This window comes from Leptothrix ochracea (assembly GCF_041083635.1).
Lineage (GTDB): Bacteria > Pseudomonadota > Gammaproteobacteria > Burkholderiales > Burkholderiaceae_C > Sphaerotilus > Sphaerotilus ochraceus.
In genome coordinates this window covers 147,382-172,180 of record NZ_JBFPHB010000021.1, presented here as the reverse complement: position 1 = coordinate 172,180, position 24,799 = coordinate 147,382, and the positions used below count along the sequence as shown (strand labels likewise).

The 24,799-nt window shown below is 61.2% G+C and carries 18 protein-coding genes and 1 tRNA gene; 9 read left to right on the top strand and 10 right to left on the bottom strand.

Translation table 11 applies throughout. From position 1 onward, the window contains the following. From AB3X39_RS08935 to AB3X39_RS08920, 4 genes are all read right to left on the bottom strand, one after another. A partial coding sequence (locus tag AB3X39_RS08935) for a YkgJ family cysteine cluster protein (RefSeq protein ID WP_369417010.1) occupies nucleotides 1-341 on the bottom strand: 341 nt, incomplete at its 3' end. Next, entirely contained in the window at nucleotides 328-1,581 is a 1,254-nt protein-coding gene (locus tag AB3X39_RS08930; protein ID WP_369417009.1) for a glycosyltransferase, read from the bottom strand. The genes AB3X39_RS08930 and AB3X39_RS08935, both read right to left, overlap by 14 nt. A gap of 19 nt (nucleotides 1,582-1,600) precedes the next feature. Further along, nucleotides 1,601-2,059, bottom strand: a complete 459-nt coding sequence (gene yiaA, locus AB3X39_RS08925; protein ID WP_407069727.1) for an inner membrane protein YiaA — start codon at nucleotides 2,057-2,059, stop codon at nucleotides 1,601-1,603. Nucleotides 2,060-2,087: 28 nt separating this feature from the next. Then, complete coding sequence (locus AB3X39_RS08920) at nucleotides 2,088-3,095, bottom strand: asparaginase (protein ID WP_369417008.1); 1,008 nt, start codon at nucleotides 3,093-3,095, stop codon at nucleotides 2,088-2,090. A 99-nt stretch (nucleotides 3,096-3,194) separates the two neighbouring features. Between AB3X39_RS08920 and lexA the strand changes: the two genes are divergently transcribed. Beyond that, a complete protein-coding gene (gene lexA / locus AB3X39_RS08915) occupies nucleotides 3,195-3,899 on the top strand; it encodes a transcriptional repressor LexA (protein WP_369417007.1) in 705 nt (234 codons plus the stop codon). A gap of 33 nt (nucleotides 3,900-3,932) precedes the next feature. Here the strand turns inward: lexA and AB3X39_RS08910 are convergent. The 5 genes from AB3X39_RS08910 to AB3X39_RS08890 form a co-directional block, all read right to left on the bottom strand. Beyond that, nucleotides 3,933-4,022: transfer RNA gene (locus AB3X39_RS08910), tRNA-Ser, on the bottom strand. 33 nt (nucleotides 4,023-4,055) lie between these two features. Further along, entirely contained in the window at nucleotides 4,056-5,210 is a 1,155-nt protein-coding gene (locus AB3X39_RS08905) for a branched-chain amino acid ABC transporter substrate-binding protein (RefSeq protein ID WP_369417006.1), read from the bottom strand. Between the two features lie 29 nt (nucleotides 5,211-5,239). Beyond that, nucleotides 5,240-5,611, bottom strand: a complete 372-nt coding sequence (locus AB3X39_RS08900) for a hypothetical protein (RefSeq protein WP_369417005.1) — start codon at nucleotides 5,609-5,611, stop codon at nucleotides 5,240-5,242. Further along, complete coding sequence (locus AB3X39_RS08895) at nucleotides 5,608-6,039, bottom strand: DNA polymerase III subunit chi (RefSeq protein WP_369417004.1); 432 nt, start codon at nucleotides 6,037-6,039, stop codon at nucleotides 5,608-5,610. The genes AB3X39_RS08900 and AB3X39_RS08895 overlap by 4 nt, the downstream gene beginning before the upstream one ends. Next, nucleotides 6,039-7,535, bottom strand: a complete 1,497-nt coding sequence (locus AB3X39_RS08890) for a leucyl aminopeptidase (RefSeq protein ID WP_369417003.1) — start codon at nucleotides 7,533-7,535, stop codon at nucleotides 6,039-6,041. Before AB3X39_RS08890 ends, AB3X39_RS08895 begins: the two co-directional genes overlap by 1 nt. A gap of 26 nt (nucleotides 7,536-7,561) precedes the next feature. Here AB3X39_RS08890 and lptF point away from each other — a divergent pair, with 26 nt between their 5' ends. Genes lptF through AB3X39_RS08870 form a run of 4 tightly spaced genes read left to right on the top strand, consistent with a single transcriptional unit; the run spans nucleotide 7,562 to nucleotide 11,188 of the window. Next, nucleotides 7,562-8,671 carry an LPS export ABC transporter permease LptF gene (lptF, locus tag AB3X39_RS08885; RefSeq protein ID WP_369417002.1) on the top strand — a complete coding sequence of 370 codons (1,110 nt, stop codon included), beginning with the start codon at nucleotides 7,562-7,564 and terminating at the stop codon, nucleotides 8,669-8,671. Next, nucleotides 8,641-9,780 carry an LPS export ABC transporter permease LptG gene (gene lptG, locus AB3X39_RS08880; protein ID WP_369417001.1) on the top strand — a complete coding sequence of 380 codons (1,140 nt, stop codon included), beginning with the start codon at nucleotides 8,641-8,643 and terminating at the stop codon, nucleotides 9,778-9,780. Before lptF ends, lptG begins: the two co-directional genes overlap by 31 nt. A gap of 32 nt (nucleotides 9,781-9,812) precedes the next feature. Further along, nucleotides 9,813-10,199 (top strand): sirohydrochlorin chelatase, encoded by a 387-nt coding sequence (locus tag AB3X39_RS08875; protein ID WP_369417000.1) that lies wholly within the window; start codon nucleotides 9,813-9,815, stop codon nucleotides 10,197-10,199. Next, nucleotides 10,196-11,188, top strand: coding sequence for a CysB family HTH-type transcriptional regulator (locus AB3X39_RS08870; RefSeq protein WP_369416999.1), 993 nt, complete (start codon nucleotides 10,196-10,198; stop codon nucleotides 11,186-11,188). The genes AB3X39_RS08875 and AB3X39_RS08870 overlap by 4 nt, the downstream gene beginning before the upstream one ends. A gap of 186 nt (nucleotides 11,189-11,374) precedes the next feature. Here the strand turns inward: AB3X39_RS08870 and rlmD are convergent, their stop codons facing one another. After that, on the bottom strand, nucleotides 11,375-12,853 hold the full coding sequence (gene rlmD / locus AB3X39_RS08865) for a 23S rRNA (uracil(1939)-C(5))-methyltransferase RlmD (RefSeq protein ID WP_473964896.1): 1,479 nt from the start codon (nucleotides 12,851-12,853) through the stop codon (nucleotides 11,375-11,377). A gap of 294 nt (nucleotides 12,854-13,147) precedes the next feature. Here rlmD and AB3X39_RS08860 point away from each other — a divergent pair, with 294 nt between their 5' ends. The 4 genes from AB3X39_RS08860 to AB3X39_RS08845 all read left to right on the top strand — a co-directional run bounded on the left by AB3X39_RS08860 (nucleotide 13,148) and on the right by AB3X39_RS08845 (nucleotide 24,792). Further along, complete coding sequence (locus AB3X39_RS08860; RefSeq protein WP_369416997.1) at nucleotides 13,148-14,341, top strand: c-type cytochrome; 1,194 nt, start codon at nucleotides 13,148-13,150, stop codon at nucleotides 14,339-14,341. A gap of 109 nt (nucleotides 14,342-14,450) precedes the next feature. Beyond that, nucleotides 14,451-15,437: a polysaccharide deacetylase family protein gene (locus AB3X39_RS08855; RefSeq protein WP_369416996.1), complete on the top strand. Its 987-nt coding sequence runs from the start codon at nucleotides 14,451-14,453 to the stop codon at nucleotides 15,435-15,437. Further along, nucleotides 15,434-16,978: a lipopolysaccharide biosynthesis protein gene (locus AB3X39_RS08850; RefSeq protein ID WP_369416995.1), complete on the top strand. Its 1,545-nt coding sequence runs from the start codon at nucleotides 15,434-15,436 to the stop codon at nucleotides 16,976-16,978. Before AB3X39_RS08855 ends, AB3X39_RS08850 begins: the two co-directional genes overlap by 4 nt. Before the next feature lie 164 nt (nucleotides 16,979-17,142). Further along, a complete protein-coding gene (locus AB3X39_RS08845; RefSeq protein WP_369416994.1) occupies nucleotides 17,143-24,792 on the top strand; it encodes a beta strand repeat-containing protein in 7,650 nt (2,549 codons plus the stop codon). Nucleotides 24,793-24,799 lie beyond the last annotated feature (7 nt).

Genomic DNA, 24,799 nt, shown 5'->3' with positions numbered 1-24,799 from the left:
GGAAGCGGTGTGAGCACATCGAGCCCCTTGAGCGATCGAGCCCGCAGGCATTGAGCGTCGCCCGTTTGAACTTCGCGACACGGTGAGGGGCGTTGCGCGTAGATCGAGCAGCTCACCCCTTCGCCCAGCGTGCCAGTCAGTGCCACGCAGCGCGGTGCGCTGGCGTTTGTGCCGGCCATGCAACTGTAAAGCGGTGTGACCCGTTCGATCAGCGCTTCTGGCAGGCCAAAGACTTCTGCTTCGGCCCAATAAAACGAGACCCGGAACGCGCTGCAACACGCACCGCAGTGCTGGCAATCCAGCTGAGGTGCGAGCTGAGATGCGTGCTCAGGTGCGGCCACGGCGACTGCATTTCTCAATGAGTTCAACGGCCACCTGCACGCCATGTTCCGCAGCCATCGCTTGACCGAGCGCTTGGGCCCGGGCCCGAACATCGTCGCGTTGCGCCCAAGCGATCATGGCTTTGAGTTGAGCGGGACGCAGGCGGGTATGCGGCACCGTGGGTGGGGCCACTCCGGCCTTGGCGAGTCGATCGGCCCAGAAGAACTGATCGCCGGCAAAAGGAATCACCACCGAAGGCACGCCCGCTTTGGCGGCCGTATGCGAGGTGCCGGCCCCGCCGTGATGGATCACCATCGACATGCGTGGGAACAGTTGATCATGGGGCGTTGCGCCGATCAGGCAGATGTTGCGCGGCAAATCGATGGCCGTGATGCCGCTCCAGCCCGCAAAGAACACCGCCCGTTGGCCGTCGAGGGCTTCGATCAACGTGGCCAAGAGCGTGCGTTGATCAAAACCAGCCATGCTGCCAAAACCGATGTAGATCGGCGCAGGCCCATCTTTGAGAAAGTTGGCCAAAGCCGGCGCGGGCTTCCACGGTGTGGCAGAAGGTGCCGACCAAGCGCCACAGATCTGCCACAGCTCGGACCAATCTGCCGGCTGCGGAATCAGATGCTTGGACACGCCGTAGAGGATCGGGTAATCCTGCCAAGCCTTCTGGCGCGGTGGCTGGGGACTGCTGACAGCGCGTTGCGCCGCTTGCATCGACTTGCGAAACATCCGCCACGACACGGCGTTCACCAGCTGGTGGCTCAGCCGATTGAGCCAGCCCGGCATGCGCATGGGCGGCAACAAAGGCGAGGGAAACTCCCGGGTGGGTGAAATCGGCCACAAACCCAAACCGATGGCCGGCACGCCCAGATGTTCGCCCGCAGCCAGCCCAACATAACTGGCGATGCCCGAGAAAAGCACCGCATCGGCTTTCATGGCCCGGGCTTCGGCCAGCACGGTCTGGAGCCATTGGGTGGTGTGCTGGTTGGCGATGCTCGCCACCGCCTTGGCCATGAGCGAAGCATCACCGCCGTCCAGCATCAAGCGCGACAAAGCCCCGCCCGGGGCCACGGTGGCTTTCATATCGCCAGCCAGCGCCAAAGTCGAAACACCCAAAGCCTTGGCCGTATCGAACGTCGATCGGTCCGCCAGCAACTTGACACCGTGGCCTGCGTCCATCAAAGCGCGGCACACGCCCACCAAGGGTCGGGTATCGCCCTCGGTGCCAAACGTGATCACAACGTACTGCATAAGAAGCGCCTACCCCGCCTCAGGTCCCATGGAGGCCAGTGCCAGTGCCAGTGCCATCGGCTGAGGCCGAGATATCTTCGTCGTCAAAAAGCGCCAGATCGCGCACGTTTTTCTGCACCGCCACCGCTGCAAACAGACTCAGCAGAAACGACATGGCGTAAAAGCCTTTTTCACTTTGCGTGATGTCGGCGTTCCACAACCCCACGCTCAGCAACAGCACTGACAAACCGAGCGAGAACCAACACAAGCCAAAGTAAATGCCACTGACCGACATGCCTTCAAGGCGGTCGCGCACCGATTTCTGCAAAGACACCGCCGAGAACAGGCCGTACATCAAGACGGTGAAATAGAAGCCCTTGACGCTCAAAAGCATGCTGGCATTCCACAGCCCGATCAAGTAAGTCAGTGCCCCAATGAACAGTGCCGCCCAAGACGCGCCGACAAAGGCGCCTGTGGGTCGTTGGATGTGCGATTTCACGATGACTCCTCCGTGTTTTGTAACGGAATCATGCCACCTTCGATGCACGCATCAAACGCAACATCAGCTCAATTCTTGCCTGCACTGGAGATAGATCAAGGTGTTGTGCCGCCGGATCAGGATCGGCTCGCAGGATGGGACCGAGGGCGCAGCGGCTACAGAGCATCCGAGCCAGCCGTGTTCGGTCGGGGTCCACATGTTCAAGCGCGGCTTTGATGCTGTGATGCAAGGTGGCGTTGCCTGTGCCCGCCAAGATCACACCCCGCACACCTGCGTCGATCCAGCCTTGAAGTTGCGCACGGAGCAAGGTGTCATCAAGACCTGCATGACTGAGCACGATCGCCACCTTGGGCCAAGTGTGCACCGGCGTTTGCACCAGATCCAAGCCATAAGGCCTCGATACAGCTTGCGCTTTGGGATCCAAGGTTTCCCACGGTCGAAAGCGCCGCAAGCTGCCTTGGGCCATCACGCCCAGCGGACCGGCATCACCCGAGCTGAAAGCCTCCAGTCGATGGGTATGAAGCTTGCGAATATCCCAGGCACTGTGGATAAATCCAGCCATGGTCACCAAGACGCCTTGGGCCCCCGTTTGCGCAGCAGTCGCCACCACGCTCAAGGCGTCGGCCAAGTTTTGTGGGCCATCGGCTTGCAAGGACGTGGCGGGGCGCATGGCCGCCGTCAACACCACGGGTTTGGCGGGTGCCAAAACGCGGTGCAAAAAGTAAGCGGTTTCTTCGAGGGTGTCGGTGCCGTGGGTGATCACCACGCCCTGCACGTCTGGCCTTGCCACGTGCTGCGCCACGCGTGTCGCCAAGTCTTGCCAGACGGCGTGTGACATGTCTTTGCTGTCGAGCTGCGCCACCTGTTCGGTCTCCACGCACCACGGCTCACCGGCTGGCGATACCGGCCCCAGACCTGTGAGTAGATCCGCGACCGCCAGTTGTGCGGCCACATAACCCACCTGATCGGTGGCTCGATCTGCTCGGCCAGCGATGGTGCCACCGGTCCCCAAAACGACGATGGTGTCGGAGTTCATGGAAGAACTTGTCATAGATGCACGCCTGTATAAAAATCCAGCCACTGGATGAGCATACAGCTGCTGATCCTACACAACTCAGGACCCCGGAGGACCCCCATGGAGCCCCACACCGATGACAGTCCACGACTGACTGCCCGGCAACAACAAATTCTGGAGCTGATTCAAAGCACCATCGCCCGCACCGGCTCGCCGCCGACCCGCGCTGAGATCGCGGCCGAGCTGGGTTTTCGCTCGCCCAACGCCGCTGAAGAACACTTGCAAGCCTTGGCCCGCAAAGGTGTGATCGAGCTGCTTGGCGGCATCTCACGCGGCATTCGCCTCAAGTCCGAAACACTGCAAGCCCTCCATACGTCGCGCATCAAGGGCATTGGCAAGCAATTTGATCTACCGCTCGGGGTGTCGTCTGAAATGCTCGCTCTGCCCTTGGTCGGACGGGTTGCAGCGGGCTATCCGATCTTGGCGCAGGAACACATCGATCAGGTCTACAACGTCGAGCCCTACATGTTCTCGCGTCGGCCTGATTTCTTGCTCAAGGTGCGCGGCATGAGCATGCGCGACGCCGGCATCATGGATGGCGATTTGCTGGCGGTGCAAAAGACCACTGAGGCCAAGAACGGCCAAATTGTGGTGGCTCGTTTGGGCGACGATGTGACGGTGAAACGCTATCGCCGCACCAAAGCCGGGATTGAGCTTGCGCCCGAAAACCCCGACTTCGACACCATTCACATTCAATCCGATGAGATTGACTTCGCCCTTGAAGGCGTGGCGGTCGGACTCATCCGCAACACCATGCTGATGTGAAAAACGCCACCTTAAAAGGTGGCGTTTTTATATTGGCGGAGAGAGCGGGATTCGAACCCGCGGTGGGGATTAACCCACACACGCTTTCCAGGCGTGCGACTTAAACCGCTCATCCATCTCTCCGAAGCCCGCCATTATAGCCATGAAATTGGGAGCCTAGCGAACAACGCCCAAAGACTCGCGTTGGCCGCTCTTGTAGGTGTAGATCGTCAAAGCACCGTGGCGGATATCGCCCTTGGCATCAAAACCAATGCGGCCCGTGACCCCTGGATAGTCTTGAGTGGCGGCCAACGTTGGCAAATACTTCACCGGGTCGCTGGACCCGGCCTTCACCATCGCCGCAACCATCACCTGCACGGCGTCATAGACGTAAGGTGCATAGAGCTTGACCTCGTGGTTGAAACGGGTCTTGAAACGCGCGCGAAAAGCTTCCAGCGTTTTCTTTTGGTCACCCTCGACCCCACCCGCTTCGGCGCAAACCACTTGGATGCTGCTCAGCGCTGAGCCAGAAAGCTTGGGCAAATCGGCGGTGCAGATACCGTCACCACCGACAAACTTGGCCTGAAGGCCCAACTGCTTCATCTGCCGCAACATCGGCCCACCCACCGAATCCATCCCACCAAAGAAAAGGATGTCTGGCTTCTTGGCCTTGATGCTGGTCAGGATGGCGCTGAAGTCGGTGGCCTTATCGGTGGTGGATTCGCGGGCCACCAGTGTTCCACCAGCAGCTTTCACACCTTTCTCAAACTCATCAGCAACACCTTGACCATAAGCAGTACGGTCATCGATCACCGCCACCACTTTGCCCTTGAGTTGTTCAATCGCGTAGCGGCCCAAGGTCCCACCGAGATGCACGTCGTTGGCCACGACACGAAACGCGGTTTTGAAGCCTTGGAGGGTGTATTTCGGTGCCGTGGCCGAGGGTGAAATTTGCGCAATCCCCGCGTCGTTGTAGATCTTCGACGCCGGAAGGGTGGTGCCTGAGTTCAAGTGCCCAATCACCCCGGCCACCTTGGCATCGACCAGTTTCTGGGCGGCCGCTGTGGCTTGCTTGGGATCGGCACCATCGTCTTCAGCCACCAGCTCCAGCTTGACCTTGCGCCCACCGATCACCACGCCTTGAGCGTTCAAATCTTCGATGGCCAAACGAGCGCCATCTTCGTTATCGCGGCCCAAATGCGCGCTTTGTCCGCTCGTGGGTGCCACATGCCCGATCTTCACCACGGCAGGATCTTGGGGGGCCGCCGCAAACACTGAACCCGTTCCGGCCCAGATCAAGGCACCGAGCACCGCCGTCATTTTGAATGTCATGTCCATCACACCATCACCTCACAAAAAGTTCAACGCAGTCGCTGGCGCGCCATTTCTTGAGCCACCGCCTTGCGCACCACATCCAGCAAAGTGGCCGTCAGTTCGTCACGCAACTCAAGAATCAGGCGATCCACCATCCGCTCAACGGCTGGCGCCACTGATTCCCGCACCCGAAACTCAAACATGCGATCGACTTGGCGATGCAAATCGGTCAGCACTTGCTGAGTGATGCGTTCCGCATCGACGCTCGGACTTGGGCCCAAGCCTGATGGCGGAACCGCCGTCATATCCACGATCGAGGAAAGCACCGGCAGGTTGATCGGATTCGAAGGAGCATCCACGACTTCCGTCAACATCGGAATCGGGATATCCACGCTTGTGATACGCACAGAAGAACTCACGCTTTCACCTCAAATCGCTCCAAGGTCCATCCAGCCTCGGCATAGGCGCGCCAACGTGCCCGAGCCGCTTGCCGATCAGCCTCGGCATGCCCCACCACTTCGATCACCTTGGCAAAACCTGCGGTTTCCGCGATCACTTGACCCGACTCATTGACCAAGACTTCGGCCGGCTCTCGGGGACGTGGCGTTTCGGCCAATTGCACCCAAACGGGTGCTCCCACCAAGGGAGATGGTGGCGCCGAGCGAACACGCTGATGGGGCACAAAAGAAAGGGGGTCGAAGGTCCACAACAAGCGATCCAACTCATCAAGCCGCGCCGCAGGAGCGGTGACACACAGCCACGCCCCCAGACGATGGGCCTTGCGAATCAGACGACATAGATAGTCGTTGCGATGCGCCACATTGAAATGGAACGCCACGGTGGCCATCAGGCGGATTTCCGTGCCGCCAAGGCTTGGGCTTCGGCCAATACATAGTGGGTCAGCAAACCCACTGGGCGGCCCGTGGCACCTTTGGCGGCCCCGCTTTTCCAAGCCGTCCCGGCGATGTCCAAATGCGCCCAACGATAGGCGCTGGTGAAGCGCTTAAGGAACATCGCCGCTGTGATCGAGCCACCCGCACGCGGCCCCACATTGGCGATATCGGCAAAGTTGCTCTTCAGGCCGTCGTCATAGACCTCATCGAGGGGCATGCGCCAAGCGGTGTCGAGTGCGCTTTCGCCGGCTGATTGCAACGCAGTGGCCAAAGCCTCATCGGCACTGAACAGACCACTGTGGTGGTGTCCCAGGGCGATCACGCACGCGCCGGTCAAGGTCGCGATATCCACCACCGCTGCGGGCTTGAAGCGTTCAGCGTACGTCAGCGCGTCACACAGAATCAAGCGGCCTTCGGCATCGGTGTTCAAGATTTCAATGGTCGTGCCCGACATGCTGGTCACGACATCTCCCGGCTTGACCGCCCGGCCACTGGGCAAGTTTTCGCACGCAGGAATCAAGCCGACCACATTGATCTTGGGCTGCAATTCGGCCAAAGCGCGGAACGTGCCCAAAACACTGGCAGCACCACCCATATCGAACTTCATCTCGTCCATCTCGGCCGAGGGTTTGATCGAAATGCCACCGCTGTCAAAGGTCACACCTTTACCCACCAACACCAGCGGCGCGACTTTTTTGGTGCTGCCTTGATAGTTCAGCACGATGAACTTGGGCGGCTGCTCCGAGCCTTGGGCCACAGCCAAGAAGGAGCCCATGCCCAATTCAGCCAAGGCCTCGGTATCCAGCACCTCCACCTTGAGTTTCTTATACGCCTGGCCCAAGGCGATGGCCTGCTCGGCCAGATGGGTCGGCGTGGCATGGTTACCGGGACGATTGGCCCACTCGCGCGCCAATTCGATCCCGGCGGCAATCGCCTTGCCTTGACGCACACCGGTTTGCAGTTCGCTCACCTGAGCCGCCGAGCCCAACAGCTCGACGCGCGTCAGGCGCGGCGCAGGCGTTGCGCTGGGCTTGGTATGGCGATAGACATAAACCGCCGCCGAAACCGCTTTGACCAAGGTTTCAGCCCACGCCGAAGCCGCCACCGGCTCATCCCCGCCCCAAGCCACGCTGAGCGTGCGGGTGCCGGGACCGCTGGTCTTGATGAGTGCCAACCCAGCCGCGAACGCCGCTTGTTGGGCTTGGGTCTGGGCGGAGGCCGCCACACTCAAAACGAGACGCTGCGCCGCAATGCCTGCTGGACGATGGAGGCACAAAGATTGGCCCGTTTTGAGACTGAGATCACCCGCATCCACGGCTTGACGCAGCTCGGCTTGCAGGGCTTGAGGCAGCGTCCAACGCACTTGATCGGCTGGAACCAGCAACAACAGGGTGTCAGTAACGTGATCAGACAGGGCACCGGAGGCGATCGAGAGAACTTCGAAGTCCATAATTCAGCTTGATTGAGTGTTGTCTGATGTTATTCGATTCCTCCCTTCGCAAAGAACTGTCACGCAGCTTCGGGGCCACACTGGCCATCGTTCTGACCACCGTGCTCACCATGGCCCTGATCCGCACCCTTGGGGAAGCCGCAGGTGGCAATGTCGCGCCCCAAGATGTGGCGCTGATGCTCGGTTACGCCACGGTGGGTTATCTGCCGACCATCCTGAGTCTGTCGGTGTTTGTGGCCATCGTGTCCACGCTCACCCGCATGTTTCGCGATAGCGAAATGGCCATCTGGTTTTCAAGCGGCGTGTCACTGTTTCGTTTCCTGCCCCCCGTGCTGCGCATGACCGCGCCCGTTGTCTTGACCATCGCCTTGTTGTCGCTGGTGATCTGGCCTTGGTCGAACCGACAAATCAACGATCTGCGTGATCGCCATCAGCAACGCTCCGACCTCTCGCGGGTTGCGCCCGGGCAGTTTCAAACCTCAGCCGATGGCCGGCGAATTTTCTTCATCGACCGCAACAGCCCCGATGCGTTGTTGAGTCGCAATATTTTTATCGTGGATCGCGCACCAGGCCGGGAGTCCATCACCACCGCCCAAAGCGGCCGCATCGACTACAGCCCGCAGGGCGTGCGTTATCTGGTGCTGCAAAACGGCACACGCTCTGACCATACCGAAGCCACCGGCGCAAAATCGGTGGCGCACTTTGACGAATACCGCATCAAGATCGGCGAAACCACCATCGCCAAGCTGATCGATCGATCGCCCAAATCAACCGACACTTTGGATCTCCTCAGCGGCTCCGAACATCGACTCGACATGGAAGCCGAGATGTCATGGCGGATCAGTCTGGTGCTGGGTTCGGTCAACTTGGCGCTGCTCGGCATGGCTTTGCCAGCAGGCAATCCGCGCCGCAACAGCAGTGCTGCGCTGATGCTGGCGCTGCTGGCTTTTGTGGTTTACCTGAACTTGGTCAATCTGCTTCAAGCTTGGACCGCTGCGGGGCGCGTCAGCTTGATCGGTGGGCTGATCGGTCTGCACGGCGGCTCGATGATCGGCATTTTTGCGTTGTTGTGGTGGCGTGACCGAGGCGTGGCGGCACCCAGCTTATGGCCCCACCGAACCAAGGCAGCTTCCTGATGCGCACCATCCGTCGTCTGCTTTACCGCGAAATCATCGCCTCCACTGCTTTTGTGATGCTGGCTTTCCTGGCCCTGTTTTTCTTCATCGACTTTGTGGGTGAGATGGAAAACGTGGGTAAACACGGCTACACCTTCTTCGACGCGTTGTTGTCGTGCTTGCTGCAGCTGCCCGGCCACCTGTATGAACTGGCCCCCATTGGGGTGCTGATTGGCGCGATCTACGCCATGGCACGGTTGGCGCAGTCATCGGAGTACACCATCTTGCGCACCGGCGGCTTGGACCCCTTGCGGGCCTTGAAGTTGCTCAGCACCTTGGGCATGGTGTTTGTGCTCATCACCTTTGTGGTGGGCGATGTCATGACACCGTGGAGCCAGACCCGCGCCACCTTGATGCAGTCGCAGTTTTCTGGCGGCCTGCGCATGGGTCGCCATGGTGTCTGGTTACGCGACGTTCACGTCGATGACCAAGGCAAGGAGCACCACGTCACCGTCAACGTCGCTGGCGCCCGCAGCGACGGCGCAGTCACGGACATCAGCATCTATGAGTTTGATCCCCAAGGCCGCTTGACCAGTCGGATCAACGCGGCCCGAGCCAACATTGACGATGAAGGCCGCTGGGAGCTGGAAGATGTGGTGCAAATTCATTGGCCAGCGCAACTTGAACAAGAGCCGCCACCGGACACCCAACTGCCCCGCATGACATGGACCAGTGGTTTGGACCGGGACGTCGTCGCTGCCGCCGTACTGCCCTTGGCCACCATGTCCACATGGGCGCTTTACACCTACATGGAGCATTTGTCGGGCCAAGCCCAAGCCGCGCAGCGCTATGAGTTGCAGTTCTGGAAAAAAGCGCTCTATCCCTTTGCCTGCTTGGTGATGATGGCTTTGGCCCTGCCCTTTGCTTATCTAAGCACCCGACGCGGCGGGGTTGGTTTCAAGGTCTTCGGCGGCATCATGCTCGGCATCAGTTTTGTGCTGCTCAACAACGTGGTCGGCCACTTGGCCTTGCTGCATGACTGGACGCCCTGGCTTGCAGCCGGCGCACCCAGCTTGATTTACCTCTTGATGTCCTTGGCCGCCTTTGGCTGGCTGGTGCGTTACCGCTAACCTCTCTCTGACCCTTTTTTGACGCTTCTTATATGCATGGCATCTTGCTTTTTGCTCACGGCGCTCGTAACCCCGCTTGGGCAAACCCGTTCCATGCGATTGCCGCGCACATGCGCCGGTGTGCGCCCGCGCAGCCCGTCACGTTGGCTTTTCTGGAGTTGATGACGCCCAACTTGGCCGATGCTGCGCGTGAACTGATCGACGCGGGCTGCCAGAAAATCACCGTGGTGCCGCTGTTTTTGGGCGCCGGTGGACACATCCTCAACGACTTGCCGGTCTTGGTGAACGATCTGCGCGCGCTGTATCCCACCATCCAGATCGAAGCCACTCCCGCCATCGGTCAAACCGAGGCCATCATTCACGCCTTGGCGGAAACGGCCCTCACGCTGGTCAACACGGCGACTCAGCCACAGCCATGAACCTGCATCAATTCCGCTTCGTCCAAGAAGCTGCGCGCCACAAGCTCAATCTGACCGAAACCGCACGGGTGCTGCACACCTCTCAGCCGGGTATTTCCAAGGCCATTTTGGAGCTCGAAGAAGAGCTGGGCATCGACATCTTCACCCGACATGGCAAGCGCTTGACGCGCATCACTGAGCCCGGTCATCAGGTGCTGAACTCGATTGAGATCATCATGCGCGAGCTCAACAACCTCAAGCGCATCGGAGAAGAGTTCTCGCAGCAAGAAGTCGGCACCCTTTCCGTCGCCGCCACCCACACCCAAGCGCGCTATGTGCTGCCCGAGCCCATCGCCGCCCTGCGCCGTCAATGCCCCCGAGTCACGGTGAGCCTGCATCAAGGCACACCGCAGCAAGTCGCGCGCATGCTGCTGGCCGATGAAGCCGAAATCGGCATCGCCACCGAAGCCCTCGATCAATTTGAAGACTTGGTCACCATGCCATGCTACGAATGGCAGCATGTGGCCGTGTTCCCCAGCGACCACCCCTTGGCCAAGGTGGAGCGACTGTCGCTGGAGCAACTCGCTGCTGAGCCGCTGGTCACCTATCACCCAAGCTTCACAGGCCGCACACGCATCGACACCGCTTTTGTTCAGCGGGGTCTGCACCCGCAAATTGCCCTCGAAGCGATTGATTCCGACGTCATCAAAACCTACGTGCGCATGGGCATGGGTGTGGGCATCTTGGCTGAGATGGCCGTGCGCGATGACCCCGCTTTTGCCAGCTCTTTCGACGCCAAGGGGGGGCCCCAACCCGCAACCATGGTGGCCAAGCCTGTTGGGTATCTGTTCGGTCGCAACACCGCCCGGATCGCCTTCAAACGCGGCGCCTATCTGCGCCAGTTCGTCTACACCTTGGCTGAACTCCTCTCACCACGCCTCACCCGCACCCTCCTCACCCGCACCATGGCGCATCCCGACAGCGAAGGCACGCAAGACTACGGTTTGTGATACGAGGGGGCTTGGGTCCACATGCTGCCGCAACTCTCAACAGCCTTTGTCCGATGGGTATCTACGGTGCGCACGAGCATCCACCTCGGTAGGCCCCAGCACGAACCCATCACTACCGCCACAAACGGGTTATCAAGGGTTTCGACAAGCTCAACCCGAACGGGCGTAAGGACGACTAAACGGTGTTCAGCCCACCCGCTCAAACACCGCCATGGATTCCACGTGCGCTGTGTGCGGGAACATGTTGACCGCCCCGGCCGCTGTGCAGCGGTAGCCGGCTTGGTGGACCAAGAGGCCGGCATCGCGGGCCAGGGTGGCGGGGTTGCAGCTGACGTAGACGATGCGCTGCGGGGGTTGCCAGTCGGGGGCGAGGCTGGGGTCTTGGTGGACATCGGCCAGAGCTTTGGCAAGGGCAAAAGCGCCTTCACGCGGGGGGTCGATCAGCCAGCGTTCGGCCGGGCCGTAGGCGGCCAAGTCGGCAGGAGCGAGTTCGAAGAGGTTGCGGGCGGCAAAAGTGGCTTTGTGGTCCAAGCCATTGAAGTGGGCGTTCTCGCGTGAGCGTTGCACCAGCGCTTCGCTGCCTTCAATGCCCAGCACCTCGCGGGCGGTACGGGCCAGCGGCAGGGTGAAATTGCCCAAGCCGCAGAACCAGTCGATCACGCGCTCGTGCGGTTGCACGGCCAACAAACGCAGCGCCCGGCCGACCAGCACGCGATTGATGTGGTGGTTGACTTGGGTGAAGTCGGTCGGCTTGAAGGGCATGGTGATGCCAAACTCGGGCAACGTGTAGGCCAGTTGCGGGCTGGCCTCGTCGAGCAGCTTCACGGTATCGGGCCCCTTGGCTTGCAGCCACCACTGCACGCCGTGCTCAGCGGCAAAGGCGCGCAGCAAGTCCAAGTCGCCGCTAGAAAGCGGCTCAAGGTGGCGCAGCACCAAGGCGGTGATCATGCTTTCAGCGCCCTCGCCGCCGCCGCTAGCTCCAACACCGCCGATGGCCAACTCGATCTGCGGCAGACGGTCCCGTGCTTCCATGCTGGCGATCAGGGCACGCAAGGGCAAAAGCATGGCGCTGACATGCGGCGGCAGGATCGCACAGCTCTTCATGTCGGCCACATAACGCGATTTGCGCTCGTGGAAACCCACCAGCACCTCGCCCTTTTTCATCACATAGCGCACCGAAAGACGAGCCCGGTAGCGGTAGCCCCAGGTCGGGCCTTCGATGGGCCGCAGCATCTGCTCGGCCTTGACCTTGCCAAGGTGCCAAAGGTTGTCTTCAAGCACGCGCTGCTTGACAGCGACTTGGGCCGAAGCGTGAAAGTGCTGCATCTTGCAGCCGCCACAGGAACCCGCCTCCAGACCGAAATGGGGGCAACCGGGCTTGACGCGCAAGGAGCTTTCGCGGTGGATGGCCAGCAGTTCGGACTGTTCCCAATTGTTCTTGCGCCGCCCTGGGGGCTTGACCGTCACCCACTCGCCCGGCAAAGCACCGTCGATGAACACCACCTTGCCAGCGGCGTTGCGCGCCACGCCTTGGGCCTCAAGATCAAGCGATTCGATCTTGAGCCACTCCGGGCCAGTGGTCGCCAGCAGGGCTGCCACAGCCGCTGAGACAGGTTGTTCCGGGGGGGCGAGAGGCGTGGAGAGGGCGTCGATGGCAACGTCCATAGCGGCATCAGAGCCAACGTTTTGGATAGGGGACATGGTGATCTGCGAAGTCATGGGGCGGGATTGTCTCAGGCTTGGTCATCTCGAAAAAACCTGCCTCAACCCACGTCGCCCGGGTAAATACCACAGCCCTACACTTAAATGACAGCGTCGTGTTGTTCTGTTACGTCACGTGCAGTCAGGACAAACCCTTGAGTTGTTACGGCGGTAAGGGAGGCCGTGAAATCGTCCACGATGCACGGCCCGTCGTTAATGTCCGCTCCACGCAATCTCTTCCACCTCCAGGAGTTCGACATGACCAAGACGCTGACCCTCCAATCGTTCAAGCTCGGTACCCTCGCTCTGACCCTCGCCATGATGAGCGCCTGCGGTGGCGGATCGGAGAATGCCACCTCGTCAGCCCCCAGCGCAACAGCCTCGACGGCTTTGACCGTGAGTGACACCAAGCAGGGGCTGTCCATCCACCTACCTGCGCTAAGCCCTGCGACGACCACGACAACCCCGAGCTCCCAAGCGGTGGCTTGGAGCACCCAACAGTTCAGTTGGAACGCTCAGATCACCAGCGGTGTGATGTCGGGACAAACCTACAGCGGCACGTTGATGCTCAAGGGCGAAAGCCTTGAAGATGGCAGCACCGAAGTCGAAGGACGCATGGTGCCGGTCCCAACGACACAGTCACTCCCTCCATCAACTGGCTCGACCGTATCAGCGCAACACATCCGCCAAGACTATCGTCAAGCCGTGAATGATCTGGTGGACCAGTGGCGCAGTGCCACCGATCCACGGGCTGCCGTGCAGGATTTTCGGCAAGCTTTCCGCCAGATCACCGAGGACTATCAAGCCAAACTCGATACAGCCTTGAGACAACAAGCACGATCCGACTCCAATCGCTCCGGAACACTCAGCGTCTCGGGGATCATCAACGCCGATGGCACGCTGGACCTCCAACTGAACGGCCACGGCATGAAACTGCATCTGACGGGCCAGCGCGACAGCAGCACCGGCCAGCTCTCAGGCACGTTCACCGGCCCCGGTCGTCAAAATAGCGGCACATGGCAAGCCAGCAGCTCGGACGTAAGCCCGGCACCGGCGCCTTCTCCCGCCCCGACACCGACACCGGCCCCCGCACCAGCACCAGCACCGGTTCCTGTGCCGCCACCGGTTCCTGTGCCGCCACCGGCTCCTGCTCCTGCTCCTGCTCCTGCTCCTGCTCCTGCTCCTGCTCCTGCTCCTGCTCCTGCTCCTGCCCCTGCACCGGCCCCTGCACCGGCCACGGGTGACATCACCGCCGGACAAACCAAGTTCAATGGCTTGTGCTTTGCCTGCCACACCACCAACGTCGCTGCAAACGTGAATAACGTGACCAAAGCCGCCACCTTGAGTGGCATCACCGCCGCCATGACCAAAGGGGCTCACAGTGGTTTTGCAAGCACACTGAGTGCCCAAGATTTGCTCAATCTGTCGGCCTATATCAACAGCGCACGCTGAGACAGTACTTTGGTCACACCCTGGTACACACCTGAATCAGGGGGGTGACCTTTCTCTCGCTACGATGCAGCCCGCGCAACTTGCAACACAACAGCAAAGGCTTTGGATCATGGTGGGACTTTTTCAGCACTTGTTGCGCATGGCCGCTGGCGTGCGTTATCCCGGTGGTGACAAGAAGCCGGGGTTGCCCATCCTGATGTACCACCGCGTGTTGGCCCAACCGGACCCCCTGCAACCCGAAGTGCCCGATGCGGCTTGGGTCAACATGCAACTGGCCCTCTTTGCCCAGAGTTTCAACGTGCTCCCCCTGCCCGAAGCCGTGCAGATGATGCGTGAAAACCGCCTGCCGCCGCGGGCCATGTGCTTGACCTTCGACGACGGCTATCGCGATAACCACGATGTGGCGATGCCCTTGCTGCGTTCACACAACATCCGTGCCACGGTCTTCGTGGCCTCCGGCTTTTTGGGTGATGGACGGATCTTCAACGACACCGTGGTCGAAGCCGTGCGCCGCTTGCCCAGCGGTACCGTGGATCTGCGCTTTGCTGGCATGGGGATTCATCCCGTGGGTGACTTGGCCAGTCGGCGCGCCCTGATGGGTCCCTTGACGCAAAACATCAAATATCAGAAGCCCGAAGAACGGGCAGAAAGCTGCCGTCGCCTGCAAGACTTGGCCGACAGCCCCCTGCCAGACGACTTGATGATGCGACCCGAGCATGTGCAAGCGCTGCATCGCCAAGGCATCGACATCGGTGGTCACACCGTCAATCACCCTATTCTTGCTTTGCTTGATGACGTCCAAGCACGACACGAGATCGAAGCCAACCGAGCCTATTTGCGCGATTTGACGGGCGAAACGCCGCGCACCTTCGCCTTTCCAAACGGCAAACCCAATCGCGACTACACCAAGGCCCAAGCACAGCTTGTGCGCCAAGCGGGCTACGAAGCGGCGGTCAGCACGGCCTACGGTATCGCCAACGCCAGTCAAGATTTGTTTGAATTACCCCGATTTGTGGCCATCGAGCGCACCCCGCTGCGCATGGGCGCGCGTATGCTGCGTGTGGCCAAGTACCAACAACCCAGCGTCGCCCAATGACCTCTTCCTTTGGTGCCAAGTCGCTGCTCCGCTCCGCGCTGCTGATGACCGGATCAACCTACTTGGCCTACGCGGCCGGGTTGATCATCAACACCCTCATCGCCCGCCATCTCGGCCCCGCTGACTATGGGCGCTACGCCTACATGGTCTGGCTGTCGGGGGTGCTGGTGCTTTTGATGAACAACGGGCTCAACATCTCGGCCATTCGCTTCATCTCTGAAAGCTTGGGGCGCAATGACCAAGGCTCAGCGGCCAAGCTGCACGGTTGGTTCCGACGGCGCCAAGTCAGCAATACCTTGCTGGTGGCGGTACTGTTTCTCTTGGTGCTGCCCTTCGTCCAACCCTCGGGTTGGGAAAACGATCTCGTGTTCTTCGGTGCCTTGGCCCTGACCGCATCCATCGCCAAGGCTTGGTATCTGTTCAGCGTCTCGACCGCCAAGGGCTACGGTCTGTTTGGCATCGAAGCGATGTCGATGACGTGGATGAGCGTGACCAACTTGATCGCGGTGGTGACGATGTTCTTGATTGGCAGCGATCTGAACATCTACTTGCTGCTCTTTGTGGGCATCAGCGTGGCACACCCCATGATCGCCCGCTCGCAGCTCAAACGCGCCGGCATCCAGCACAACAACCAGCGCCCTGATGCTGACCTTTTGTCGCGGGTCAAACCCCACTTGCTCTGGACCATTCTTTCCACCTTGGTCTGGGCCTTCAGCAACAAGGCCATCGAAACCTTTTTGCTCAATGCCCTAGTGGGGGCCGAAGCGGTGGGCTTTTTCACCATTGCAGCGGCGTTGACCCGAGGCGGGGTGGAAATGCTCTCCATCGGCCTGACCACCGTCTTGATGCCGGCGCTGGCCAATGCTTGGGGCAGCGACGGCATCACCCGTGTCGCACGCATGACAGCGGACGCCGTGCGCTATTTCCACTTTCTCGGCACCTTGCTGGCGGGCTTGGGCTTTTTCTGGGCCGGGCCAGCCATTGAGCTGATGTACGGCGAGCGCTTCGCCCCGGCAGCCTTTTTGCTCCAAGTGATGGTGATCGTCAAAGGCCTCACCCTGAGCCACAGTGCTTTGGGTGCGGTGCTCTCCATCACCGATAACCAACGCATCCGTGTCTTCGAAGCCGTCGTGTCGGTCAGCCTGAGTGCCTTCTTTGCGCTTTGGTTGGTGCCGTCCTATGGCCTGAGCGGGGCCATCACCGCCCATGCCGTTTCGACCTTGTTGGTGTATGTGTTCGTGGTGATTGCGGTGCGCCGTTTGCTGGGCATGCACCTGCCGATCATGGCCATGGTGGGCATGAACTTGGCGGGGGTGCTGGCCATGCTGGTGTCGTTGATGGCAGGCTACATGACGGGTCTTGGCACCTTGCGCTCTTCAGTGGTGGAAGGGTTTGTCTTCTTGGTGCTGTACCCATTACTGACCTTGGTGCTGCGGGTCTGGAGCGCCAAAGATCTGAGCCTGATTGACAAAGGTGCCGACCGTTTTCCCAAACTGCGTGGCGTCTCGACCCGGCTGATGCGCTTTGCCAGCAAGCGCTGACTGAAATACAACACTGACCGTTATAAATAGGCACAAAAGGTGTTCTTTCGGGCATGTCCGAAAGGAAGAGTTCCATTTGTGCGCATTTCTTAACTTCATGGTGACTCGGAACTTTTTAGATTGGGGGATCACAGGGTTCACCTGTCTAAGAAAGTACCGACTCCATGAATAAGCACATCGCCGAACAGTCTCAAGCCAACAGCAACACCCTGGCCACGACTCCAGCGATCCGGACAACACGTCCCGCTGTCGAGCAGCCCAAGGGGTTCGGACCGGTTGCTGAAGGGGGACCACGGCATCTCAGACATCCCAACGACGCCCAAGATCAGCTCCTCAGCGCAGGGGACGACACGTCTGACGATGACCTCATCACCGACCTTGACGCTGCGGGCTTGGCCAATCCGCCCAAAGATCCTCCGATGTTCTCGGCCATGCCAGGCATGCCCGGAACCACAGACCCATCGACCGTGCTCTCGGTCAGCGATGACGGCATCGGGTCGAGCCAAGTGGCCAGCGCATCCACAGCATCCACAGACGCCACGGCCAAAACCAGCCACGCAACCACCCCACCTCACAACACATCGGGGAACAAGTGGAGCACGCTGGGCCTCGGTGGCGTCGCATTGGGCGCCGTGGCTGTGGCCGCCGTCGCCAGTGGGAGCAGCAACTCACAACCGGCCCCAACCGACACCCTCCCACCCACCGCCCCGACCGCGAGCACGGTCACGGTGAACGCGGTCAAGGCCAGCTTGGGCACCGGCAGCCAAGTCAGCGTGCAGCTGTCAAGCATCCCGGCTGATGCCGTCAACATCACCGTCACGCTGATCGACAGCAACAACCCGGCCAACACCTACACCCACCAGCTCAGCGGTACGGGCTTGACCACGCAGTCCTACACCTTCTCCAACGTGCCGGATGGGGCCTACACCACCCAGGTGATTTACACCGATTTGGCGGGCAATCCGTCCACCTACAACTCGGCCACGGCCAAAACCTTCGACACCTTGGTCGGCAACCCGACCATCGGTCCCGTCCCCGGCTACGACCCCGCCGCCAAGACAACCAGTGTCAACATCGCCCTGCCCACCGATGCCAAGGTGGGGGACACCCTGACCGTCACGGTGCACGACGTCTCAGGGGCCCTGGCGGATCGCCAAGTGACCCATCAGGTCACCGCCCAAGACCTGAGCACATTCACCACCAGCGTCGATCTGACCCCTGTGCTGGTGAATGGCACCAGCTACACCGCTGCCACCACCCTGACCGATGCGGCCTTGAATGTTTCCGGGGCCGCAACCACGGCTCAGTTCACCTTTGACACGCTCACCTCCGTGCCAGCCATGCTCCAGACGGGCACGGCCAACGCCATCAACGGCAGCACCGTGGTCAACGGCGCCATCGATCTGAAGGGTGTGGAAACCGGCGCGCATGTGCAGTACGAGATCTACCAAGGCGCGCCCACCGGTGTGCTGACCGACTTGACGACTGCGGCCGCCAGCGGTGCCACGTACACCATTCCCACCCCCACCAGCAATGGCACCTATAGCGTGCATGTGGTCGTGACGGATGCGGCGGGAAACACCGCCAGTGCCACCACCAGCTACCAACTTCAAGGCATCAACGGCCCGTCGATCAGCTACACCGACACCGCACCGGCAGGCACCCCCATCGGCGACCCCCTCTTGGTTGACCACATCACCAACGTGGTGCCCGTGCTGACGCTCACACCGGACCCGGCCATGCCGAGCAGCTTCAGCATCACCGAATACAGCACCAACGGCGGCCAGACGTGGAGCACCACCGCCCCGACGTGGACGCCCAACACCCGCGTCGATGTGAGCGTGCGCTACACCGATCCGAGCAATGGCCTATCCACCCTGCCGAGCAACACCTTTGCCACCTACGACAACCAAGCACCCAGCGCAGCACCCACGGATCTGAGCCTGAGTTCGACCAAGGTGGGCAACAACCAAAGCGACATCGTCGTCAACCTGAACAACATCCCTGCTGACGCTTTGGCCAACCTGATTCAGGTGCAACTGCTGAGCAACGGCCAAGGGGTTGCGGGCCTCACGCCGACCCTCAGCACAACAGCCACCGGCACCAGCTACACCTACACGTCACCCAGCTTGGTCGATGGCACTTACACCGCCCAAGTGAGCTACACCGACGCCGCAGGCAACACCACCAGCATGCCGGTGGTTGCCAGCACATCGATCACCCCGGACACCACCGCACCGGTTGCTGCACCGGTGCTGCATCTGGCCAACGCTGTGGCCGCAGGCGGCGTGACCCCGAACGCCACGCTGGCAGCGATCACCCCGGACGCTGATGCGACCCGCGTCGAGTACCGCATCACCGACCCAGCCACGGGCAGCTTCAGTGCATGGTCGGCCAACGCTCCGATGCCCAGTGCATCCACCCAAAGCACCGGTCCGCAGAACTACACGGTCGAAGCTCGCCAGCTGGACGCCGCTGGCAACATCTCGCCCAGCGCCTCGCTGAGCTACACGCTGGATAACTTTGCCGGATCCCCCAGCTTGGGCACAGCCCTGTACAACGCTGCCAACCAGACGACCACCCTGGGCCTGAACCTACCCGCCGATGCCCAAACGGGTGACAGCATCGCACTCACCGTGCATGACGTGACGGCCAACATCGACACCGTGTTCAGCCACACCGTCACCGCTGCCGAGGTGACCAACATGGTCACGCCGATCCTCATCGACATCAGCAGCGCTTTGCGTCTCAACGGCAACAGCTATACCGCCAGCGCCACCTTGACCGACGCTGTCGGCAACCTCTCAGCCCCATCGGCGGCGTTGACACCGTTCGTCTTTGACAACGTTGCCTTGGCCCCCGTACTCAGCTTGACCAGCGACACGGGTGCCAGCAGCACCGATGGCATCACCCGTATCGGCACCTATGCCGCCAGCGGCATGGAAGCGGGCAGCACGGTCGAATACAGCATCGATGGCACCACGTGGGGCACCACACCGCCCAGCGCGGTGCAAGGTTTGAACAACATCTATGTGCGTCAGACCGACGCCGCCGGCAACGTCAGCCCCGTGGTGCTCGGCTCACCCAGCCTGAGCTTCACCTTCGATAGCGTTGCCCCGGCAACACCGACCGCAGCGCTCAACAGTGATACCGGCGCCACGGGGGATGGGATCACATCCCAAGCCGCCATTGCCGTGGGCGCCATCGAAGCCCAAGCCAGCCTGAGCTACAGCATCGACGGCAGCACACCCCTTCTGGTCAGCCTAAGCCCCAACGGTACGCCCAACGGTACGTTCACCCCCACCAACGCGGCAGGTGGCGCGCTGGCCGATGGCCCGCACACGGTGGTTGTGACGCAAACCGATGTGGCCGGCAACGCCACCGCATCGGCTCCGATGAGCTTCACCCTTGACACCCAAGTGGCGACCTTGGGCTTGGCTTTGGTCAACGACAACGGCGCGTTCCCCAACGACAACATCAGCTCGGTGGGCACGCTCAAGCTGGTCGATCCGCTCAGTGGCTTGGCGGTCCAGGCCGAAGCTGGGGCCAACGTTGAATACGGCACCTTGGTCAATGGCAGCTTGACGTGGTCCACCACCTTCACGGCCGTGATGGGGCCCAACGATGTTTGGGTCCGCCAGACCGACGTCGCCGGCAACGTGTCCGCCGTCGATCCGCTCGTACCGGCGCTGCACTTCACGCTCACCAGCGCCAATGCAGCCCCGGTTTTGGCCGTGACAGACACGGGCTCGGTCGATACCCCCACCGCAGTGACCCAAACCGCCACCATCGGCGTCACCCCCGGTGTGGCAGGCAGCACCGACTACGAATACAGCCTCAACGGCGGCACCACGTGGATCAAAGTGGTGGGCCTGCCCATGGCCGGCGGCACCCTGCCCATCGCCACAGCAGGTGATGGCACCTACACCGTCTTGATCCATTCGCTCGACCCGCAGACGGGTGCGCCCTCCATGGACGCACAAGCCAGCTTCATTCAAGACACGGTCACCACGGTGATGGGTGCTGCGCTGACGCTTGATAGCAGCAACCCGCTCAACAACCCGAACGGCAACGCCGCCACCGACGGCCTGACCAACAACGGCGGTATCACGCTCAGTAACGTGGACCCGAACCTTGCCAGCCTGAGCTACACCTACAGCTTGAATGGCGTGGCGCAACCGGCCCTCACGGTGGCAGCGGTCGCGACAGCGGACCCGCTCAATCCGGGGCAGTTCACCGCCACCATCCCCGCACCCACCTTCGGTGACGGCGTCTACACAGTCAGCGTCTTTCAAACCGACAAGGCGGGCAACACCGCCGCGCCAGTCACCGCCGCCTTCACGCTTGACACCACCTTGGCGCTGCCGACCGTGACCTTGATCAGCGACACCGGCAACCCGGCCAACCCCGCCACCGCTTTGGACGGCATCAGCAACATGAGTGATTTGCTGGTCGCCAACCTCAAGCCGGGTGTGGTGGTGGACTTCACCGTCACCAATAGCTTGGGCACCGTGGTGGGCGTGGCCAACAACACTGTGCCGGTCAATGCCAACAACACGGCCAACATCTTCTCGGCCATCAACACGCTGGTCTCGCCCGATGGGGCCTACACCATCACCGTGACCCAGACTGATTTGGCCGGCAATCAGCAGTCCCAAGCCCTACCGATGGTGCTCGACACCCAAATCTCGACCCTGAGCGCGGCCTTGGTCACCGACACCACCAACATCCAAGCACCCAACGGGAAGGCTGATGGGATTTCGCAGATTGCAGACATCGTCATCACCGGCTTTGATCCACATGTGGACGTGGTGAACTACACCTTCACCGTGACCGACAAATTTGGCACGGTGTTGCTTGACCCGGCCACCAACTTGCCGTACCCCACCCTCAGCGGCAGCTTTGTGCCCGCTGTGGGGGCCACCAGCCACACCTTGGTGGGCTCGACCTTGGGTCTGGGCAACAGCAGCTATACCGTTTCGCTTGATCAGATCGACAAGGCTGGCAACAGCACCTTGGCCAACGGCACCACCAGCAAGTTCACCTTCACCCACGACACCGTGGCCTTGACGCCGGCCGTGGCCGTCACGATCGACTCGGCCATGACGGGCTACACCGGCACTTATCCGGCGCTTACCGCCACTTTTGGCACCGACGCCAATGCCATCACCAACATCAGTGACCTGACTTTCTCAAACCTCGAAGCTGGGGCCGATGTCAGCTACACCATCACCAACAGCCTGACGGGTGCCGTGGTGGTGCCAACCACCTTGATGCCGGTGGCGCTGATCGATACCGCCACGGGTTCGGCTGCGATCATCAACCCGATTGCCACCAACGTCCCCGGCGTCAATGACGGCACCTACACGATCACCGTGCAGCAAACCGACGCCGCGGGCAACGTTAGCGCGATATCCACCGGCAGCTACACGCTCGATACCCAAATCAGCACCCTCACCGGTGCGGTCAGCCTAGACGGCACCAAAGCGCCGATCAAAGACAATCTGACCGCCTTTGACCATGTGGGCCTGCTGGGCCAGATCAGCTTGGGCAACTTTGACGCGCATGTGGCGCAGATCTACTACGCCTTCACCCCCGTCGATCCGCTCACAGGTTTGGCCAACGGCAACCCGGTGGTGATGGGCAGCATGGTGCCGCCCGCCGGGGCCACGTCCATGACAATGGCCCTGACCGACCCGGCACTGGCCTTGCCGAACGGGGCCTATACGGCCAATTTCTGGCAGGTGGACCAAGCGGGCAACGACGGTCAAACCTCGCTGCTGAGCCTGAATTTCACTTTCGACACCCAAACCGTGGTGCCGGGGGTGGCGCTGGTCAACGACACCGGCGACACCTACAACATCGCCACCTTCAGCGACCGCATCACCACCAACCCGATGTTCAGCCCGCAGTCTGGCGTTGAGGCGGGCAGCATCATTGAGTACAGCCTTGATGGCAGCACGTGGGTCCAAGGAACTGGGCTGGCCGGGCTGCTTCACGGTGATGGTGCCTACAACTTCTACGTGCGCCAGACCGATCTGGTCGGCAACATGGCGACCTCAGCAGGCAACACGGTGGCAACCGGCGGCTACGACTTCATCCTCGACACCACCAAACCAGCCATCACCCTCGCGGCGGACCCCCTCACTTCGACCCTGATCGGCGGGACGCTAACCTCCAGCACCGGCGCAATCAGCGTCACCAGCGGCCTTGATCCGCACGCCTCCACCTTCGCTTACTCGATCGACGGTGGCGTCAGCTGGACGTCCAATCTGGCCACTTTGCCCGCCACCATCGCCACCAACAAGATCGCTAGCGGTAGCAGCATCACGGTCGATGTGGTGCAGATCGACGCCGCCGGCAACGGCTTGAATCAACTGGTGCCTGGCGGCAAGGACGCCAGCCTGACCTTGGTGCTCGATAACAGCACCACGGCCCCCGTGGCCCAACTGAGTACCGACTCCACCCCGGATCCGCTACTCGTTCCTGGTGCCGCCACCGCGCACTACAGCGTCGATCACATCACCAACGTGGCCACCATCACGGCCAGCGTCACCGAGGCCGGGGCCACCTTGAGCTACTCGGTGCTGGACGCAACCGGCGCAGCGGTGCTTGATGCCTTGGGCGCCCCACAAACCAACTTGCCGTGGACCGGCACCTACACCGCTCCGGCGGTGGACCCGCTGACCCACCAAGTCAGCTACACCGTGGCCTTCACCCAGACCGATCTGCTGGGCAATGTCTCGGCGGTCACCAACCTGCCGATCACGCTGGATACGGGTGCCAACGCCCCCACCGTGGGTTTGGTGACAGAAACGGCGTTGGGTGCGATCACGCCACTCAACGTCACCACGTCCTACATCGGCCAGATCTTCGCCAACTCAACCGAGGCCGGCGCCGTCTTCATGAGCAGCACGGATAACGGTGCGACGTGGAAAAACATCAACGCCTTCGTCCCCGTGGTCGGCACCAACAACCTTTTGGTGCATCAGATTGACGCCGCAGGCAATGTTTCGCCCGATACGCCCTTCACCTTTGACTTGGCAGCGGGCTACACCATCAATGCGGCCACCAATGCCGTGGTGATGGACGCCAACAACGTGGCGGTGGTCGATACCACCTTCCCCTTGCTACCCAGCATCAGTTTCACCGATGCCGGTTTGATGGGAGATTTCGTCACCAACAACGCCGCCCTGACCTTCTCAGCACCGCAAAACCCAGCAGGCCTGACCAGCGTTGTGGAATACAGCGCCGACGGCGGCACCACGTGGTTGCCCACCGGCCCAAGCATGTTGACAGTCGATCAAACCTACCACCTCTTGGTGCGTGAATCGGCGTTTGACGCGGCCGCCAACGTCACGCACTGCTCAGCAGCTGTGCCGTTCAACGTCACACTCGACACCACCGCCCCGGTCTTGGCCCCATGGAGCAACGCTGCCGAGCTGTTCACCTCCGTCACAGGCACCACACCGTCGGTGGCGGTGATGCTGGTGCAATACGCTGAAGGTGCCACGGTGGACCCGACCAACTTGGCCGCCTTCAGCGGTGCCGGGGCCTTGGGCTACACCACCGCCGTGAACAGCACTGGCACGAGCAAGGACGGTCTGACTCATCTGGGCATCCAAAGCGACGGCACCACGGTGATCGAACTCCAATTCACCGAAGCCGTCCAAGGCAGCTTCACCCAAGCCACCATCACCCCCGTGGCCCAACTGTCAGTGTCCGACGTCACCGGCAACTCCACCGCCGCCACCCCCACCGTGAACCTCACCACCCTGGGCATGAACTGGGTCATCTGGCAAAACCTGCCCTAATTCCTGC

What these genes read in the sequence shown, in the direction of transcription:
- AB3X39_RS08845 (WP_369416994.1), top strand. Translation starts at nt 17,143, where the DNA reads ATGAATAAGCACATCGCCGAACAGTCTCAAGCCAACAGCAACACCCTG.
- AB3X39_RS08860 (WP_369416997.1), top strand. Translation starts at nt 13,148, where the DNA reads ATGACCAAGACGCTGACCCTCCAATCGTTCAAGCTCGGTACCCTCGCT.
- lexA (WP_369417007.1), top strand. Translation starts at nt 3,195, where the DNA reads ATGGAGCCCCACACCGATGACAGTCCACGACTGACTGCCCGGCAACAA.
- AB3X39_RS08905 (WP_369417006.1), bottom strand. Translation starts at nt 5,210, where the DNA reads ATGACATTCAAAATGACGGCGGTGCTCGGTGCCTTGATCTGGGCCGGA.
- lptG (WP_369417001.1), top strand. Translation starts at nt 8,641, where the DNA reads ATGGCCCCACCGAACCAAGGCAGCTTCCTGATGCGCACCATCCGTCGT.
- AB3X39_RS08895 (WP_369417004.1), bottom strand. Translation starts at nt 6,039, where the DNA reads ATGGCCACCGTGGCGTTCCATTTCAATGTGGCGCATCGCAACGACTAT.
- AB3X39_RS08920 (WP_369417008.1), bottom strand. Translation starts at nt 3,095, where the DNA reads ATGAACTCCGACACCATCGTCGTTTTGGGGACCGGTGGCACCATCGCT.
- AB3X39_RS08855 (WP_369416996.1), top strand. Translation starts at nt 14,451, where the DNA reads ATGGTGGGACTTTTTCAGCACTTGTTGCGCATGGCCGCTGGCGTGCGT.
- rlmD (WP_473964896.1), bottom strand. Translation starts at nt 12,853, where the DNA reads ATGGACGTTGCCATCGACGCCCTCTCCACGCCTCTCGCCCCCCCGGAA.
- lptF (WP_369417002.1), top strand. Translation starts at nt 7,562, where the DNA reads ATGTTATTCGATTCCTCCCTTCGCAAAGAACTGTCACGCAGCTTCGGG.
- AB3X39_RS08875 (WP_369417000.1), top strand. Translation starts at nt 9,813, where the DNA reads ATGCATGGCATCTTGCTTTTTGCTCACGGCGCTCGTAACCCCGCTTGG.
- AB3X39_RS08930 (WP_369417009.1), bottom strand. Translation starts at nt 1,581, where the DNA reads ATGCAGTACGTTGTGATCACGTTTGGCACCGAGGGCGATACCCGACCC.
- AB3X39_RS08870 (WP_369416999.1), top strand. Translation starts at nt 10,196, where the DNA reads ATGAACCTGCATCAATTCCGCTTCGTCCAAGAAGCTGCGCGCCACAAG.
- AB3X39_RS08890 (WP_369417003.1), bottom strand. Translation starts at nt 7,535, where the DNA reads ATGGACTTCGAAGTTCTCTCGATCGCCTCCGGTGCCCTGTCTGATCAC.
- AB3X39_RS08850 (WP_369416995.1), top strand. Translation starts at nt 15,434, where the DNA reads ATGACCTCTTCCTTTGGTGCCAAGTCGCTGCTCCGCTCCGCGCTGCTG.